At 60.1% G+C, this 13,672-nt stretch carries 14 protein-coding genes; 4 read left to right on the forward strand and 10 right to left on the reverse strand.

Going from position 1 to position 13,672, the window contains the following annotated elements; genetic code table 11:
* Window positions 1-24: 24 nt before the first annotated feature.
* The 3 genes from LH464_RS02610 to LH464_RS02620 all read right to left on the reverse strand — a co-directional run bounded on the left by LH464_RS02610 (window position 25) and on the right by LH464_RS02620 (window position 3,243).
* A complete protein-coding gene (locus LH464_RS02610) occupies window positions 25-1,287 on the reverse strand; it encodes a PQQ-dependent sugar dehydrogenase (protein ID WP_226784801.1) in 1,263 nt (420 codons plus the stop codon).
* 194 nt (window positions 1,288-1,481) lie between these two features.
* On the reverse strand, window positions 1,482-1,937 hold the full coding sequence (locus tag LH464_RS02615; protein ID WP_226784802.1) for a DUF3597 domain-containing protein: 456 nt from the start codon (window positions 1,935-1,937) through the stop codon (window positions 1,482-1,484).
* A 184-nt stretch (window positions 1,938-2,121) separates the two neighbouring features.
* Window positions 2,122-3,243: a calcium:proton antiporter gene (locus LH464_RS02620; RefSeq protein ID WP_226784803.1), complete on the reverse strand. Its 1,122-nt coding sequence runs from the start codon at window positions 3,241-3,243 to the stop codon at window positions 2,122-2,124.
* 209 nt (window positions 3,244-3,452) lie between these two features.
* Here LH464_RS02620 and LH464_RS02625 point away from each other — a divergent pair, with 209 nt between their 5' ends.
* Window positions 3,453-3,728 carry a DUF2188 domain-containing protein gene (locus tag LH464_RS02625; protein WP_226784804.1) on the forward strand — a complete coding sequence of 92 codons (276 nt, stop codon included), beginning with the start codon at window positions 3,453-3,455 and terminating at the stop codon, window positions 3,726-3,728.
* A 197-nt stretch (window positions 3,729-3,925) separates the two neighbouring features.
* Here the strand turns inward: LH464_RS02625 and LH464_RS02630 are convergent, their stop codons facing one another.
* From LH464_RS02630 to trxB, 4 genes are all read right to left on the reverse strand, one after another.
* Entirely contained in the window at window positions 3,926-5,047 is a 1,122-nt protein-coding gene (locus tag LH464_RS02630) for an alkene reductase (RefSeq protein WP_226784805.1), read from the reverse strand.
* A 38-nt stretch (window positions 5,048-5,085) separates the two neighbouring features.
* Window positions 5,086-5,403, reverse strand: coding sequence for an ArsR/SmtB family transcription factor (locus tag LH464_RS02635; RefSeq protein WP_226784806.1), 318 nt, complete (start codon window positions 5,401-5,403; stop codon window positions 5,086-5,088).
* 437 nt (window positions 5,404-5,840) lie between these two features.
* Window positions 5,841-6,743 (reverse strand): LysR family transcriptional regulator VtlR, encoded by a 903-nt coding sequence (locus LH464_RS02640; protein ID WP_226784807.1) that lies wholly within the window; start codon window positions 6,741-6,743, stop codon window positions 5,841-5,843.
* 9 nt (window positions 6,744-6,752) lie between these two features.
* Window positions 6,753-7,727 carry a thioredoxin-disulfide reductase gene (trxB, locus tag LH464_RS02645; RefSeq protein WP_226784843.1) on the reverse strand — a complete coding sequence of 325 codons (975 nt, stop codon included), beginning with the start codon at window positions 7,725-7,727 and terminating at the stop codon, window positions 6,753-6,755.
* Window positions 7,728-7,960: 233 nt separating this feature from the next.
* Here trxB and LH464_RS02650 point away from each other — a divergent pair, with 233 nt between their 5' ends.
* Window positions 7,961-8,428 (forward strand): Lrp/AsnC family transcriptional regulator, encoded by a 468-nt coding sequence (locus LH464_RS02650; RefSeq protein WP_226784844.1) that lies wholly within the window; start codon window positions 7,961-7,963, stop codon window positions 8,426-8,428.
* Between the two features lie 91 nt (window positions 8,429-8,519).
* On the opposite strand, the gene LH464_RS02655 is transcribed toward LH464_RS02650, so the two are convergent.
* Complete coding sequence (locus LH464_RS02655; protein ID WP_315859572.1) at window positions 8,520-9,473, reverse strand: polysaccharide pyruvyl transferase family protein; 954 nt, start codon at window positions 9,471-9,473, stop codon at window positions 8,520-8,522.
* A 246-nt stretch (window positions 9,474-9,719) separates the two neighbouring features.
* Between LH464_RS02655 and LH464_RS02660 the strand changes: the two genes are divergently transcribed.
* Window positions 9,720-10,649, forward strand: a complete 930-nt coding sequence (locus LH464_RS02660; protein ID WP_226784808.1) for a glycosyl transferase — start codon at window positions 9,720-9,722, stop codon at window positions 10,647-10,649.
* Window positions 10,650-10,664: 15 nt separating this feature from the next.
* Here the strand turns inward: LH464_RS02660 and LH464_RS02665 are convergent, their stop codons facing one another.
* Together LH464_RS02665 and greA are read right to left on the reverse strand one after the other, a co-directional pair.
* Complete coding sequence (locus tag LH464_RS02665) at window positions 10,665-11,714, reverse strand: glycosyltransferase family 4 protein (RefSeq protein ID WP_226784809.1); 1,050 nt, start codon at window positions 11,712-11,714, stop codon at window positions 10,665-10,667.
* A gap of 12 nt (window positions 11,715-11,726) precedes the next feature.
* Window positions 11,727-12,203, reverse strand: a complete 477-nt coding sequence (greA, locus tag LH464_RS02670) for a transcription elongation factor GreA (RefSeq protein WP_226784810.1) — start codon at window positions 12,201-12,203, stop codon at window positions 11,727-11,729.
* Window positions 12,204-12,434: 231 nt separating this feature from the next.
* Here greA and LH464_RS02675 point away from each other — a divergent pair, with 231 nt between their 5' ends.
* On the forward strand, window positions 12,435-13,667 hold the full coding sequence (locus LH464_RS02675; protein ID WP_226784811.1) for a putative DNA modification/repair radical SAM protein: 1,233 nt from the start codon (window positions 12,435-12,437) through the stop codon (window positions 13,665-13,667).
* Window positions 13,668-13,672 lie beyond the last annotated feature (5 nt).

A 13,672-nucleotide genomic window follows, 5' to 3' on the forward strand; every position in this document is an offset into this window, starting at 1 on the left:
GGGCTTTTTTGTCTTCCGCTCTTGTCAGTCAGCCTTCGTCAACTTGACGATCGTCGAGTTGCCGCCACGCGATTCAGTCACGGCGTAGACGGCGCCATCGGGCCCCACCTTGACGTCACGGATGCGCGCGTCGAGCGGTACGCGTTCTTCGTACTTCACCTTGTCACCATCCATGTGAATGACCACGACGCCCTGTGCGACGAGGCCGCCGACAAGGAAAGCGCCCTTCCATTCGGGGATCGCATCGCCATCATAATAGGCCATGCCCGAAGGGGCGATCACGGGGTCCCAATAATAGACCGGCTGCTCGGTCTCGGCCTGTTGCGTAATCCCTTGGCCGACAGCATCTCCGCTGTATTCGACGCCGTAGGTCACCTCGGGCCAGCCATAGTTCTTGCCGGGTTCCGGGCGGTTCAGTTCGTCGCCGCCGCGCGGGCCGTGCTCGACGGTCCACAGCCGGCCCTCGCCATCCAGTGTCGCCGACTGCAGGTTACGGTGGCCAAGGCTCCAGATTTCCGGCAGCGCATTGTCCTGTCCGACGAATGGATTGTCCTCCAGTGCCTTGCCGGTCGCGTCGATGCGGAAGATCTTGCCGAGCCCGCTTTTGAGATCCTGCGCCTGAACGCGCGGCTCCGGATCTGACCGTTCGCCAACGGTAACGTAAAGCTCGTTGTTGGGCCCGAACACCAGACGGGACCCGAAGTGCTTGTTGCCGTCGTAGCTCGGCATCTGCCGGAAAATGACCTGGACGTTTTCCAGTGTGCCGCCGCCCTTGTCGTCGGCGGTCAGCTTGGCCGATGCGACGGAGGTGCCGTTGCCGTCATCACGCTCCTCGGAGAAGGAGAAGAAGATCATGCTGGAGGTCTCGAAATCCGGCGCAAGCGCGACATCGAGAAGGCCGCCCTGACCGCCGGAAAGCACTTCCGGCACGCCCTCGATCGCGGGACCAGCCTCTCCGTTGGCGGAGACGATGTGCATGGCACCTTCCTTGGCGGTCACCAGCATCCGGCCATCGGGCAGAAATTCCATTGCCCAGAGATGCGGCAGGCCTTCCGCTACGACCTCTGTCTTGATCTCCGGCATTGCGGCCGGCTGTGGCGCACGCGTCTGACCCGCAAATGCAGGCTGCTGGTCGGGTGCATTCGCTGGCTGTGTCTCGACCGGTTCGCCTGCCTGCGTGCTTTCCCCGCCAGTCGCAGGCTGAGCCCCCTCCTGGGCCTGTAGCGGCACCGCGAGCAACGTGGCGGACAGGATGGTTCCGGATAAGAGAAGTAGCAGACGGTTCATTTATTGATCTCCTTCGATGAGTGCCGGAGGCATTTCGATACGCCGGGCACAGGCGCGCTCGGCACCCTCATCGGCGATGAGGCTCATCTAGGGCGTCTGCCCGAAACAGTCGCACACGCTGACATCAAGATAATTTTATCGGGCAGCGAGAGAGACCCGCCGTGGACGGCGGGCCTCAGGTGGTGGTTTGCTTGTCAATCGGTGAGATCAGCCGGGATCTTGCCGCCATTCTCCGCCAGCTTCCTCATCAGCGCCTTGTGGAGCCACATGTTCATGGTTGCGGAGTCGTTGGTGTCGCCGGTGTAGTTCAACTCCTTTGCCAGTTCCTTGCGGGCGCCCAGGCTGGAGTCGAGGTCGAGCGATTTCATCAGGTCGACGATGGAGCGGCGCCAGTCGAGCTTCTGGCCGTTCTTCTTGACGGCGGCGTCGAGGATCGGCGCGACATCGACGGGAGTGGAGGAGCCGCCTGCAGGCGAACTCGTGGCGCTGGCTGCCGGCTTGGTGGCGGGCTGCGGGCTTGATGTCGATGACGGTGCTGAGGATGCGGTCGGCGCGGATGCCTGTCCCGGTGCGGGGGCCTGTGCCTGGGGGGCAGGGGCCGCCTGGGCTTCACCCCAGATGGCGTTCTTGATCTTGTCGAAAATACCCATGGTTGTTCTCTCCCTTTTGACCAAATGGATATATTGCGCACGACGGTATTGGCAACGGTTCTGTTCGCAGTATCGTGGGCCACCGATTGAATTGCGGAGGTGGAGAGCAATCAAACGGCTTCAGTTTCGATTCGGCTTGCTGAGAGAATGAGTCCGGTTCATCCTTCAGTCTGTTGATTTTATGTCACAATCCGAGCAGTGTCAGCGTAACGAAAGTGGCAAACAGGACGAAATGCGTCATGCCCTCGATAGCGTTCGTCTGACCATCGTTGAGGTTGATCGCCGCAACGATCAGCGTGATCGCGACCATCACTGTCTGCACCGGCGTCATGGCCATCAGGAACGGCTGTCCGGTGTAGAGCGCGATGGCTTCCATCACCGGCACAGTCAGGATCACCGTGGAAAGCGAGGCGCCCAGCGCGATATTGACAACCGCCTGCATCCGGTTGCGCAGGGCTGCTCTTAGGGCTGTCAGGATTTCCGGGGCGGCCGAGATGGTCGCGACGACGACGGCCATCAGCATCGGGGGCGCACCGCTGCCCTCGAGCCCTGAGCTGAGGAGGATCGACATGAACTCGGCCAGGATACCGATAATGATCACGCCGACGAGGATGACACCGATCGATATGGCGGCCGATTCCCGCTCGGGTTCCTGCTCGTGCTCGCCGCCCTGAGGAGACACGCCGGCGGGCGTGCTGGCGCGCGTCTTGGGGTAGCTGTAACTGAAGAAGTAGCTATGAGTACCGACCTGCATGCGCAGGAAGAGCGCGTAGAGGGCCACCATCGCGCCGATGGTGAAGGCCGAGTAGAGATGCCAGCGGTCGCGCGGTACGAATTCGGGCACGATCATGGAGATGCCCATGGCCGTCAGGATCATGACACTGTAGGTCCGGCTGGAATCGTCGTTATAGGCCTGTTCGCCGTGCCGCAAACCGCCGAGCAGCGCCGCAAGACCAAGGATCCCGTTGATGTCCAGCATGACGGCGGCATAGATCGTGTCGCGGACGAGCGTCGGAGAGGTCTCGCTGCGCATCATGATCGCGAGGATTAATACCTCGACCGCTACAGCCGAGAGGGTCAGGATCATCGTGCCGTAGGGATCCCCGACCTTGTGGGCGAGCACTTCGGCGCCATGCGCCACCCGCGTGGATGCGAAAATGATGACAGCGATCAAGGCAACTGCTGCCAGCAATGCGATCGTCTTGCCCATTCCCAGCAAGGCGTGTTCCATGAAATAGAAGACCACCGCTACTGCGGCCGCAATGACAAGAAGTCTCTCCTGCTTCAAGATGGACGCCAGTGGCACGGGCTGTTCCTCGATCTCACCGGATATCTATGGCGAGACCGGAGGGCATCAAGGCAGAGCATTTCGTCACGCACGTTTGCGGCCGCCACCGTTTGGTGTCATATTTCTTGAGCGACTTGGAACCTTGCGGCGCCAACTTTGCTTTTCCTTCGACTTTCGCGCCGTAGCTGGCTCCGGCGTGACAGGTGAAGAGAAAGACAGGAGGGAGTATGACCAAGGTTGTCTATAAAGTCGTCCAGCATGATGGTGGCTGGGCCTATCGTCTTGGTGACGTCTATTCCGAAACCTTTCCGACCCATTCCGATGCCCTGCAGGCCGCGCGTATAGTGGCTGCCGAGCAACAGGTGGGCGGTGAGCCGGAAGAGATCAGCTGGCAGGACGAAAAGGGCGTCTGGCATGCCGAATACAGCGACGGCGGCGATCGTCCGGAGGCTGAGGTGGTCGACGGAGACGACGAAGAGCAGTCCGAGAAACGTCAGGCCTGACTACTCCCTCACATACATTCGACGAGGCCGCTATAGAGCCGGGAACGCAGTGCCGGAGTGGGACTGCGTTCCGGTTTCGTGTGGCAGACCGGGCGCTCAGACGGCCGCCCAACACGCATGTCGGGATGCGCTCGATGGGCGCTCCATCCATCCGCCTGAATAAAGCCGGGACCATGACTGGTCCCGGCTTGACGGCGTCAGGCTGCGGCGTCCAGGGACGGGTAGTCCGTATAGCCCTTTGCGCCACCACCATAGAAGGTGTTGCGGTCCGGATCGTTCAGTGAGACCTCTGTCTGCAGACGCTCGACGAGATCCGGATTGGCTATGAACAGACGCCCGAAGGAGACGAGGTCGGCACGACCGCTCTCGACAGCCTCTATGGCGGCTTCACGATCGTAGCCGTTGTTCAGCATCCAGCCACCTGTTCCACCGGCATTCCGGTAAGCATTGCGGAACGCGTCATAGTCGAACGAGGTGCCCTCATACTGGAAGCTTCGGTCGCCACCGGTCGCGCCTTCGATGACATGGATGAACGACAGCGCGCGCGTCGCCAATTGTTCAGCCACATAGTTGAAGAGAGGTTGTGGATCGGTATCGGAAATTCCGTTTGCCGGCGTCGTCGGAGAAAGCCTGATCCCGGTGCGGCCGCTGCCGATTTCCGTCGCCACGGCATCGACCACCTGCAGCAGGAAGCGTGTGCGGTTTTCGATGGACCCGCCATACTCGTCGGTCCGCTGGTTGGCACCGGTCTTCAGAAACTGGTCGATCAGGTAACCATTCGCACCATGTATTTCGACGCCATCGAAACCGGCATCGATGGCGGAGCGGGCAGCCCTGCGGAAATCCTCGACGATGCCCGCGATTTCCGAAACCTCGAGGGCGCGGGGTTCTGACGTATCAGCAAACGTGCCTTTGCCATCAGCATCCATGATGTATGTCTTGGCGCCGGCAGAAATTGCCGACGGCGCGACGGGAGCGGCACCGTTCGGCTGCAGCGAAACGTGGCTCACCCGCCCCACATGCCAGAGCTGGGTGACGATCCTGCCGCCCTTGGCATGAACCGCAGCGGTCACCCTCTTCCATCCTTCGGTCGCCTGCGGCAGGTAAAGGCCGGGTACGTCGGCATAGCCCTGTCCCTGCTGTGTTACCGGCGTGCCCTCGGTGATGATCAGGCCGGCGCTGGCGCGCTGCTCGTAATAGGTGGTGTTCAGATCGTTGGGTACGGCCTTCGGGGAGCGGTTGCGGGTCAATGGCGCCATCGCGACGCGGTTCGCAAGTTCGAGGTCACCGATTTTGATGGGGGCAAACAGATTTGTCATATCGTGTCCTTCTGGCTGGGATATGCAGGGCGAGGTCGTCAGAGCGTCTTGTCGAGTTCCTCGAGAAAGGCGCGAATTGTCTTTTCGCAGCGTCGGTAGAAGGCCCATTGGCCGACACGGTTGATCTCGACGAGACCGGCCTTTTCGAGCGTGGCGAGGTGGGCGGAGACGGTGGACTGGGAAAGGCCGCAGCGCTTTTCGAACTGGTTGGCGCAGATGCCCATATCAAGCGGGTGAGCCTGAGATGAGAAGTGGCGTTCCGGTTCGCGCATCCACTCCAGGAAGTCCAACCGGGTAGGGTGGGCCAGAGCCTTGAAGATTTCGCACTTGCGGTTTTCTGCAGTTGTATCGTTCATGTCCGATATATAGATCGGGAAGGAGCGATTTAAAGGTGCGGGCAAAAAAACAGGGCAGGGGATCTCTCCCAAGCCCTTAGGTGTGAAGGTTGATACCTCCAGAGGGGAACGGCTGACATGCAGTGACAAGAGTCGCCGAAGTGGTCAGCCGATCGCAATATGGGAACAGCGCACCGGCGCGGCAAGGGCAAGTTTTCGCACTCTCGGGCAAAAAAAGAGGGCCACCGGATTGCTCCAGGGCCCTTGTAAGTGTGAAGGTTAAAAAACCTCCAGAGGGGAACAGCTGGTGCGGTGGAACTGGGAGGAAAGCCACCGTGTGCATCAGCTATGTGCGATATGGTGGTTTTTTGTGCAGCTAACAATGCATAAATGTGCAGGCCAGCCATGCAGTTCGCGCACGCCTGCCTATTTGCAGGGCTTTTGAGGCGTGAAATGCGTCAGAAGTTCCAGTTTCGGGCTTTGGAGACGATAAAGTCGCGGAAGACCTTCAGCTTGGCCGCGTTCTTCATTTCATCCGGATAGCAGAAATAGGTATCGAAGGAGGGAATATCGGCTGCGAGCGGCAGCTGGATCAGCCCTGGGTCGCGCCCGACGATATAGTCAGGCAGACAGGCGATTCCGATTCCCAGCAGGCAGGCGCGTTTGATGGATGTCTGGCTGTTGATCTGCAGATGGGGTGTGCGCCCGTTGTCCGAGGAACGGCCGGCATATTCGAGCCAGTTGACGTCGAGAAGATAGTTCGGCGCCGGCTCGCCGAAGGATATGATGCGATGCGCGTCGAGATCTTCGACCGAATGCGGCTCACCGTAGCGATTGATGTAGGACGGTGCCGCGTAGACATGCATGTGCACGGTAAACAGCTTACGCTGGATGAGGTCGGACTGCTGCGGCTGCCGCAGGCGGATGGCGCAGTCCGCGTGGCGCATGTTGACGTCCAGTTCCTCGTTGTCGAGGAGCAGCTGGATGGACATTTCGGGGTAGAGCTGCAGGAATTCCTGCACCTTGTCAGTCAACCAGCCCTGACCAAGACCAACGGTCGTCGTGACGCGGAGCTTCCCAGAGGGCTTCTCTGTCGTCTCGGTCAGCTGCATCTTGACCATTTCGAGCTTGAGCAGCACGTCATGGGCCGTCCGGTACAGCAGTTCACCCTGTTCAGTGAGGATCAGGCCGCGTGCGTGCCGGTGGAAGAGCTTGACGCCGACGTCCTGCTCCAGAGCGCTCACCTGGCGGCTGATCGCCGACTGGGACAGATGCAGCTTATCGGCCGCGTGGGTGAATGACCCCGCTTCCGCCGCAGCGTGAAAAATGCGCAACTTGTCCCAGTCGAGAGGTACCCCCATGCTATACGATCACTCCGCGGCCTGGACGATCGGCTGAATGCCGGCGAGATAACGTTCCGCTTCAAGCGCTGCCATGCAGCCCATCCCGGCGGCGGTGACTGCCTGCCTGAAGGTGTCGTCGGTGACATCGCCGGCGGCAAAAACACCCGGCATGCTGGTCGCCGTCGAATCGGGCGCGGTCCAGAGATAGCCGCTGGGCTTCATCTTGAGCGTATCCTTGAAGAGTTCCACGGCAGGGGCGTGGCCGATTGCGACGAACACGCCGTCGATGGTCTGGTCGCTGACGATGCCGGTGCGCGTGTCGCGCAGGCGGACGCCGTTGACCGACGGCAGCATCGGCGGCTTAGCGGGCTCCCCGACGATCTCTGCAATCTCCGTGTTCCACAGCACCTTGACGTTCGGGCGCTTGAAGAGCCTTTCGGCCAGGATCTTCTCCGAACGGAAGCTGTCGCGGCGATGCACGACGGTGACAGTCTTGGCGATGTTCGAAAGATAAAGAGCCTCTTCGACGGCCGAGTTGCCACCGCCAACGACGATGACGTCCTTGTTGCGATAGAAGAACCCGTCGCAGGTGGCGCATGCGGAAACGCCGAAGCCCTGGAAGCGCTGTTCGCTTTCGATGCCGAGCCACTTCGCCTTTGCGCCTGTCGCGATGACCAGCGTATCTGCAGTCCAGACAGCACCCGAATCGGTGCGGATCGTGAACGGGCGGCGGGAAAGCTCGACTTCGGTCACGAGGTCATTGACGATTTCGGCGCCGACGTGGGTGGCCTGATTGAGCATCTGCTCCATCAGCCATGGCCCCTGGATCGGATCGGCAAAGCCGGGATAGTTCTCGACATCCGTCGTGATCATCAGCTGGCCGCCTTGCTCCATGCCGGCGATCAATACCGGGCGCAGCATTGCGCGGGCGGCATAGATGGCAGCAGTATAACCGGCGGGGCCGGAGCCGATGATGAGGACTTCGGTATGACGGGCGGACATGGGGGCCTTTCCTTTCAGCGACAGATCGTGCGCGGGCATGGGTGTCTCATATAGGAAGTGGGATCACGATCTACCGCCTGTGCAGTGACATTTAAGATTGATCTATGCGTTACATCAAGGGCAGCCTTGCGTTAACAACAGATCAGTTGCCGTGGGGACACTAATATGTGGCGGGCTTCCTTGCGTTCGATGTGCTTTCGGCTAAAAGCTTCTGGAAAATGAAGGGGAAGGCCGTGCTTCGCGCCGATCTGGACGCCATAGATCTCAAGATATTGCGCGAATTGCAGCGCGACGGTCGGATGACCAACGTCGAACTTGCCGAGCGAGTGGGTATTTCGGCGCCACCCTGCCTCAGGCGTGTGCGCAAGCTCGAAGAAGCCGGAATCATCGAGGGCTACCACGCACTTCTCAACGGACCGAAGCTGGGCTTCGATCTGGTCGCCTTCTGCATGGTGGGCCTCAAGCGCCAATCGGATGCCGACCTGAAATCGTTTGCGGCACACGTGGAAAAATGGCCGATCGTGCGCGAAGCCTGGATGGTTTCAGGCGATAGCGACTTCCTGTTACGCTGTACGGCGGAAAACCTGACGGTATTCCAGAATTTCGTCATCGAGGTACTGACGGCTGACGAGCACGTGGATACCGTGCGTACGATGTTGACCATTCGGCAAGTAAAGCAGCTGGGTCTGGTGGAGGTCTGACTGTTCCCGCCCAGATCGTCGACGAGACGATGAATTCCTGCGGCCGTGGGCCAAGCTCGCCTCGCCGAGAGGGTCTGCTCAGTTTAGCGCGTCAGGCGCGCTCTGCTCTGGCAAGCAGCTCAATGCGGTCGAACATTTGCTGTGTCTTCAAGCGGGAGTTATTCAGCCCTGCGTCGATCTTCCCAATCTCATCGTCCGAATAGCGTTCGCTGCCGATCTCACGAATGCGGTGATTGAGTTCGTCCAGCGTGACGATCCGTTTCGTGTCCAGACCGAAGTCATGCATCAGCGCGCCGATCTTCCACGAGTTGGATTCCAGTGCGAGAAATGGCGTCTTCGTGAACAAGCTGAAGCATACCGAGTGGAAGCGGCCGGTTACATGAAGATGGGCGCGCAGCAGGGTGTCGATAAAGCCGGCTTCGTTCTTGTTGAAGAGGATGTTTCGGTTTCTCAGTTCGAAGGCTTTGGCATGGAGCTGGATGTAACCTTCGCGCAAGGGCGGCGGAAAGTGGGGCTTGCTCGCCTTGAGCCCCTTTCTGATGGGAAACAGGTAGCTATCCGATCGTAAGGCCGCGATTCTCCGGAGCTCGATAGTCATGTCCCGGGACACCGAATCTCCAACAAGGAGTGCGTTTCGTTCGAGCGGCGATGTCGCCTCCACATCGCCTGCTGACAATGAAAGATCAGGCACCCACGTCACTTCGCATTGAGCCTGCGATCCCACGCTCTCTGCACTCCAGGAGTCACGCGTGGAAACCAAAGCCATTTTTTCCAGATATCGTCCCCAATGCGCGGGGTTCTCCTGGTAAAGCGCATTGATGAGCGCGACCGGTTTTTTGCCTCGTGCGGGATGATCAACGACCTTAAGAAGGCGTTCGCCGTGAGGCGAGCCATGGTGGAGCGTTCCCTCGCCGTTGATGACGACGATGTCGCAATCTGCCAGAGCCTTCAGGAAGGGCCGATCCTTTTCCCACTTTCCGCGAACCATGCTGCGGGCAGTTACACGGATCCCTCGAGACGTCAGGTTTTCCTCAAGCAGTCGCATCACCCGAAGGCATCCAAAGTGGCTTTCGCCACGCGTGTCATTCAAAATCACTGCCTTCAGGGACAACTGGATTGCTTCCGTCGGTTGGGAGAGGATTGGTGTGGGGATGGCCGCATGTATATCGCTGCATCAAAGCTATCAAGTATTTCCACCTTCCTGAGCCCGTTATGCACGAAGTTGTTCTTGTGCTTCGCCTTGCGATTTGATCTGAGAGACCGAACCGTCATGCCATTCTGGAGCAGGGACATGAAATCGGATCGGCCTTTGCGGCGCTCGCTCATCAAGATTCTCGGCACTGTCTTTCTCGGGAAGTCGAAGGCCCATGCCCAGAACGCCTGGCCCGGCCTTGTCCTCAATGCCCCGGTCGAGCCGGTGCGGGCCGGTGGCATTACCTATCGCGGCAGGGCGGTCGGCTCGCTGCTGCATCCCCTGGAGCTCAAGAAGGAAGCCGGCGAAGAGATCGTCATCGTCGGATCCGGGCCTTCCATCAACGACAACAATCCAGCCGCAGCCGGACCACGGACCGCCATCCTGCTCAATGGAGCTGTCAACCTGATCGGGTCGGAGATACAGGAGCCGCTCGCGGTCGCGATCGAGGACGAGCGTTTCGTATGGCGTCACTTTGCTCTTATGCGCGAAAAGATCACGGGCGGCATGATATGCCTTCTGTCGGTCGGCGTGATCAGGGCGATCTGCGAGAACGATCCGAACTGGCTGGCTGATAAAAGGGTCATGCTGATCGACGACATCCGCAAGCCCTATCGCGGCCCACGGCGGAAAACGTCTGAACTGACCGAGATGGATTTCGTGCGACTGAGCGGCGATGGGTCCTCCGGCTTTTCCGGCGATCCTGCGCGCGGGGTGTTTCAGGGCGGCTCGGTCGCGACCAGCGCGCTTCAGTTCGCGATCTTTTGCGCGCCGCGGCGCATCGGGTTCTTCGGCTTCGACATCTCCAATGCGGATACTCCCAGGTTCTACGAGAGGGCCGGCGAGACCGCGAAATCGGGGGTGGCGCGCGCTCAGGATCGCATCCTTGGGCATGTCGCGATTGCCAAATCCGTCTGCGAGGAGCGCGGTATTGAACTGCTCAACTTCTCGGCGGTATCCGCTCTGCGCGATTGCGGGCTGCCTTACGATGCCCGGTATGCCAGGCGCTCAGCAGCTGCGGGCGCCTGACAAGCCCTGTCGGCCTCAGGGCTTCAGAAGCCCCTCGTAGACGGCTTCGAGTGCCGTCGCTTCCCGCGCCAGAGCGAAATTCTGCCTGACATGCTCAAGTCCTGCCTCACCATGTCGCTGTGCCAGGGCCGGATCGGCGATATAGGGTTCGATCGCAGCTCGCAGAGGTTCATAGGCATCGGCCGGAACGACGTTACCGGTTTCTCCCGAAACGATCTGCTCCGCATAGGCGCCGGCATCGCTGGCGACGACCGCAGTCTGTGATGCCATGGCTTCCAGCGGAGTGAGCCCAAAGCCCTCGTTGCGGGAGGGAGCGACATAGAGCGTCAGCCGGCGGTACCATGGCTTGATGTCGTCCACCTCGCCGAGGAACTGGATGCGATCGGAGAGACCTGCGTCGGCCACCATCGTTTTCAATTCGTCGCCAAACGCCTGGTGTTCCACTGTCACGCGGCCGCAAACGACAGCCGTCCAGTCTGGATGATGCGGCAAGAGGTCGATCATGGCGCGGACGAAAAGATCGGTGCCTTTCTGGTGACGGACGCGCCCGAAGCAGCCAATCAGATGTTTTCCGGGAAGACCGGTCGCGGCAATCGTGTCGTCGCCGCCGTGGGGAGGATGGAAGATCTCAAGGTCGACCCCATGTCGGATGACGGTGTGCGGGACCTCCAGAAACGAGCCCGATCGCGCGCTCGTCGCCACGACGGCGTCCATCTTGCGAATCAGCCATTTCGTGTAGCCGCTGTGGTTCCGTTGGGCTGCCGAGGTGAACAGCAGCTTCAGTGGCATGCGCAGGACATGTTTCAGCACGATGCCGGGAAGCATCTCGGTGTTGCGCCGTGCATGCCAGACCCGAAAGCGGGCGTTCTCAGGCCGGCTCCAGAGCGACGGCAATTGGCGCCAGCGCATCTTCGGCAGGTCGTCGGGCAGTCCGGGTCCGAGCGTAACGATGCCACGGCCAAGCCGCACCTGCTCGGGTACGAGTTGCACGACAGTCGACGTTACGCCGGACAGGCGCCGCTTGAAATGCGGCGCCACGACCGTGATGTTACGGAGTGAGATCAAGGAAGACAGCGATCAGCCCCAGCTGACGGACAGGATCTCGTAGCCCTTGGCGCCACCGGGTGCGTTGACCTCGATGCTGTCACCGACTTCCTTGCCGATCATGGCGCGGGCTATCGGGGAGGAGACCGAGATACGGCCTGCCTTCACGTCAGCCTCCTGATCGCCGACGATCTGGTAGGTCTTCTCTTCCTCGGTGTCTTCGTCAATGAGCTTGACGGTGGCGCCGAACTTGATCTTGGACCCGGACATCTTCGACAGGTCGATCACCTCGGCGCGCGCGGTGAGATCTTCCAATTCGCCGACGCGGCCTTCGTTATGGCTCTGGGCTTCCTTGGCCGCGTGGTATTCCGCGTTTTCGGAAAGGTCGCCATGGGCACGAGCCTCGGCGATCGCTTCGATGATGCGGGGACGCTCCTCCTGCTGGCGCCAGCGCAGTTCTTCCTGCAGCTGGGTAAAGCCGTTCTGCGTCATCGGTACCTTTTCGACCATTTCCTTGTCCTTCACGGGTGGACGCGTACGTCGCGGCCACAAAAAGAAACAGGTTCCGAAGCGAAACTTCGGAACCATGCACACATCAAAATTTCAGGAACTATAGCAGATCACTCTCTGCGATTTCCAGTGTTTTCGAGATGGTGCGTCAACGGGAAGTTTCAAGCCCGTCCTTTCGTCAACTTCAAGGTTGCTTGACTATTTCCGCGAGAACATATAGTGAACAAACTAATGAAGAAGTCTCTAAAAGAACGCTTGGCTATTCTTTCGGATGCCGCAAAATATGACGCCTCCTGCGCGTCGAGCGGCACCACGAAGCGAAATTCATCAGCCTCTGGTGGGCTGGGGTCGACCGAGGGGGCGGGCATCTGTCACGCCTACGCACCGGACGGACGCTGCATCTCGCTGCTGAAGATCCTGATGACGAACTTCTGCATCTACGACTGCGCCTACTGCATCAACCGATCGTCCAGCAATGTGGAGCGCGCGCGCTTCACGGTGGAGGAGGTAATCTGGCTGACGCTGGAGTTCTATCGCCGTAACTATATCGAGGGTCTGTTTCTCTCCTCAGGCATCATCCGTTCATCGGATCACACGATGGAGGAGATGGTGCGCATCGCTCGGGAATTGCGCACCACGCACAATTTTCGGGGCTATATCCACCTGAAATCGATTCCGGAGGCGTCGCCGCATCTGATCGAGGAGGCGGGGCTTTATGCCGATCGCCTGTCGATCAATATCGAATTGCCCACCGATACCGGGATTACCCAGTACGCGCCGGAGAAGCGTCCCGACAACATTCGCCGCTCGATGGGCGAGCTTCGCCTCAAGATCGAGGAAATGAGCGAGCCGACGCTGCAGACGAAGCGCCGCAAGAAATTTGCGCCGGCGGGCCAGAGCACGCAGATGATCGTCGGCGCGGATGGCGCCAATGATGCAACTATCCTCGGCACCAGCGCGCGCCTTTACGGCAGCTATGGACTGAAGCGCGTTTATTATTCCGCGTTCAGCCCCATCCCGGACTCGTCGAAGAACCTGCCGCTCATCAAGCCGCCGCTGATGCGCGAGCACCGGCTCTATCAGGCGGACTGGCTCTATCGGTTCTACGGATTCGACATTGGCGAGATCACGTCCAGCAGTTCGGACGGGATGCTGGATCTGGACCTCGACCCCAAGCTTGCCTGGGCGCTCGGCCATCGGGACCGCTTTCCCGTGGACATCAACCGTGCCGAGCGGGAGATGCTGCTGCGCGTTCCGGGATTGGGGACGAAGACGGTGAAGGCTATTCTTTCGGCCCGCCGCTTTTCCCGGCTGCGGCTCGACGACCTGAAGCGCCTCGGCGTGTCGCTCAAGAAGGTGCAACCGTTCGTGACCGCAGATGGCTGGACGCCTCACAGGCTGGTCGATCGGACGGACTTGCGGGCAATGTTCGAACCGAAGCCGGAACAGCTCTCGCTGTTGTAGAAGCC

The sequence above is a fragment of the Pseudorhizobium xiangyangii genome (assembly GCF_020531965.1).
Classification (GTDB): domain Bacteria; phylum Pseudomonadota; class Alphaproteobacteria; order Rhizobiales; family Rhizobiaceae; genus Neorhizobium; species Neorhizobium xiangyangii.

What these genes read in the sequence shown, in the direction of transcription:
- greA (WP_226784810.1), bottom strand. Translation starts at nt 12,203, where the DNA reads ATGGTCGAAAAGGTACCGATGACGCAGAACGGCTTTACCCAGCTGCAG.
- LH464_RS02625 (WP_226784804.1), top strand. Translation starts at nt 3,453, where the DNA reads ATGACCAAGGTTGTCTATAAAGTCGTCCAGCATGATGGTGGCTGGGCC.
- LH464_RS02610 (WP_226784801.1), bottom strand. Translation starts at nt 1,287, where the DNA reads ATGAACCGTCTGCTACTTCTCTTATCCGGAACCATCCTGTCCGCCACG.
- LH464_RS02675 (WP_226784811.1), top strand. Translation starts at nt 12,435, where the DNA reads ATGAAGAAGTCTCTAAAAGAACGCTTGGCTATTCTTTCGGATGCCGCA.
- LH464_RS02635 (WP_226784806.1), bottom strand. Translation starts at nt 5,403, where the DNA reads ATGAACGATACAACTGCAGAAAACCGCAAGTGCGAAATCTTCAAGGCT.
- LH464_RS02630 (WP_226784805.1), bottom strand. Translation starts at nt 5,047, where the DNA reads ATGACAAATCTGTTTGCCCCCATCAAAATCGGTGACCTCGAACTTGCG.
- trxB (WP_226784843.1), bottom strand. Translation starts at nt 7,727, where the DNA reads ATGTCCGCCCGTCATACCGAAGTCCTCATCATCGGCTCCGGCCCCGCC.
- LH464_RS02660 (WP_226784808.1), top strand. Translation starts at nt 9,720, where the DNA reads ATGAAATCGGATCGGCCTTTGCGGCGCTCGCTCATCAAGATTCTCGGC.
- LH464_RS02655 (WP_315859572.1), bottom strand. Translation starts at nt 9,473, where the DNA reads ATGCGACTGCTTGAGGAAAACCTGACGTCTCGAGGGATCCGTGTAACT.
- LH464_RS02615 (WP_226784802.1), bottom strand. Translation starts at nt 1,937, where the DNA reads ATGGGTATTTTCGACAAGATCAAGAACGCCATCTGGGGTGAAGCCCAG.
- LH464_RS02640 (WP_226784807.1), bottom strand. Translation starts at nt 6,743, where the DNA reads ATGGGGGTACCTCTCGACTGGGACAAGTTGCGCATTTTTCACGCTGCG.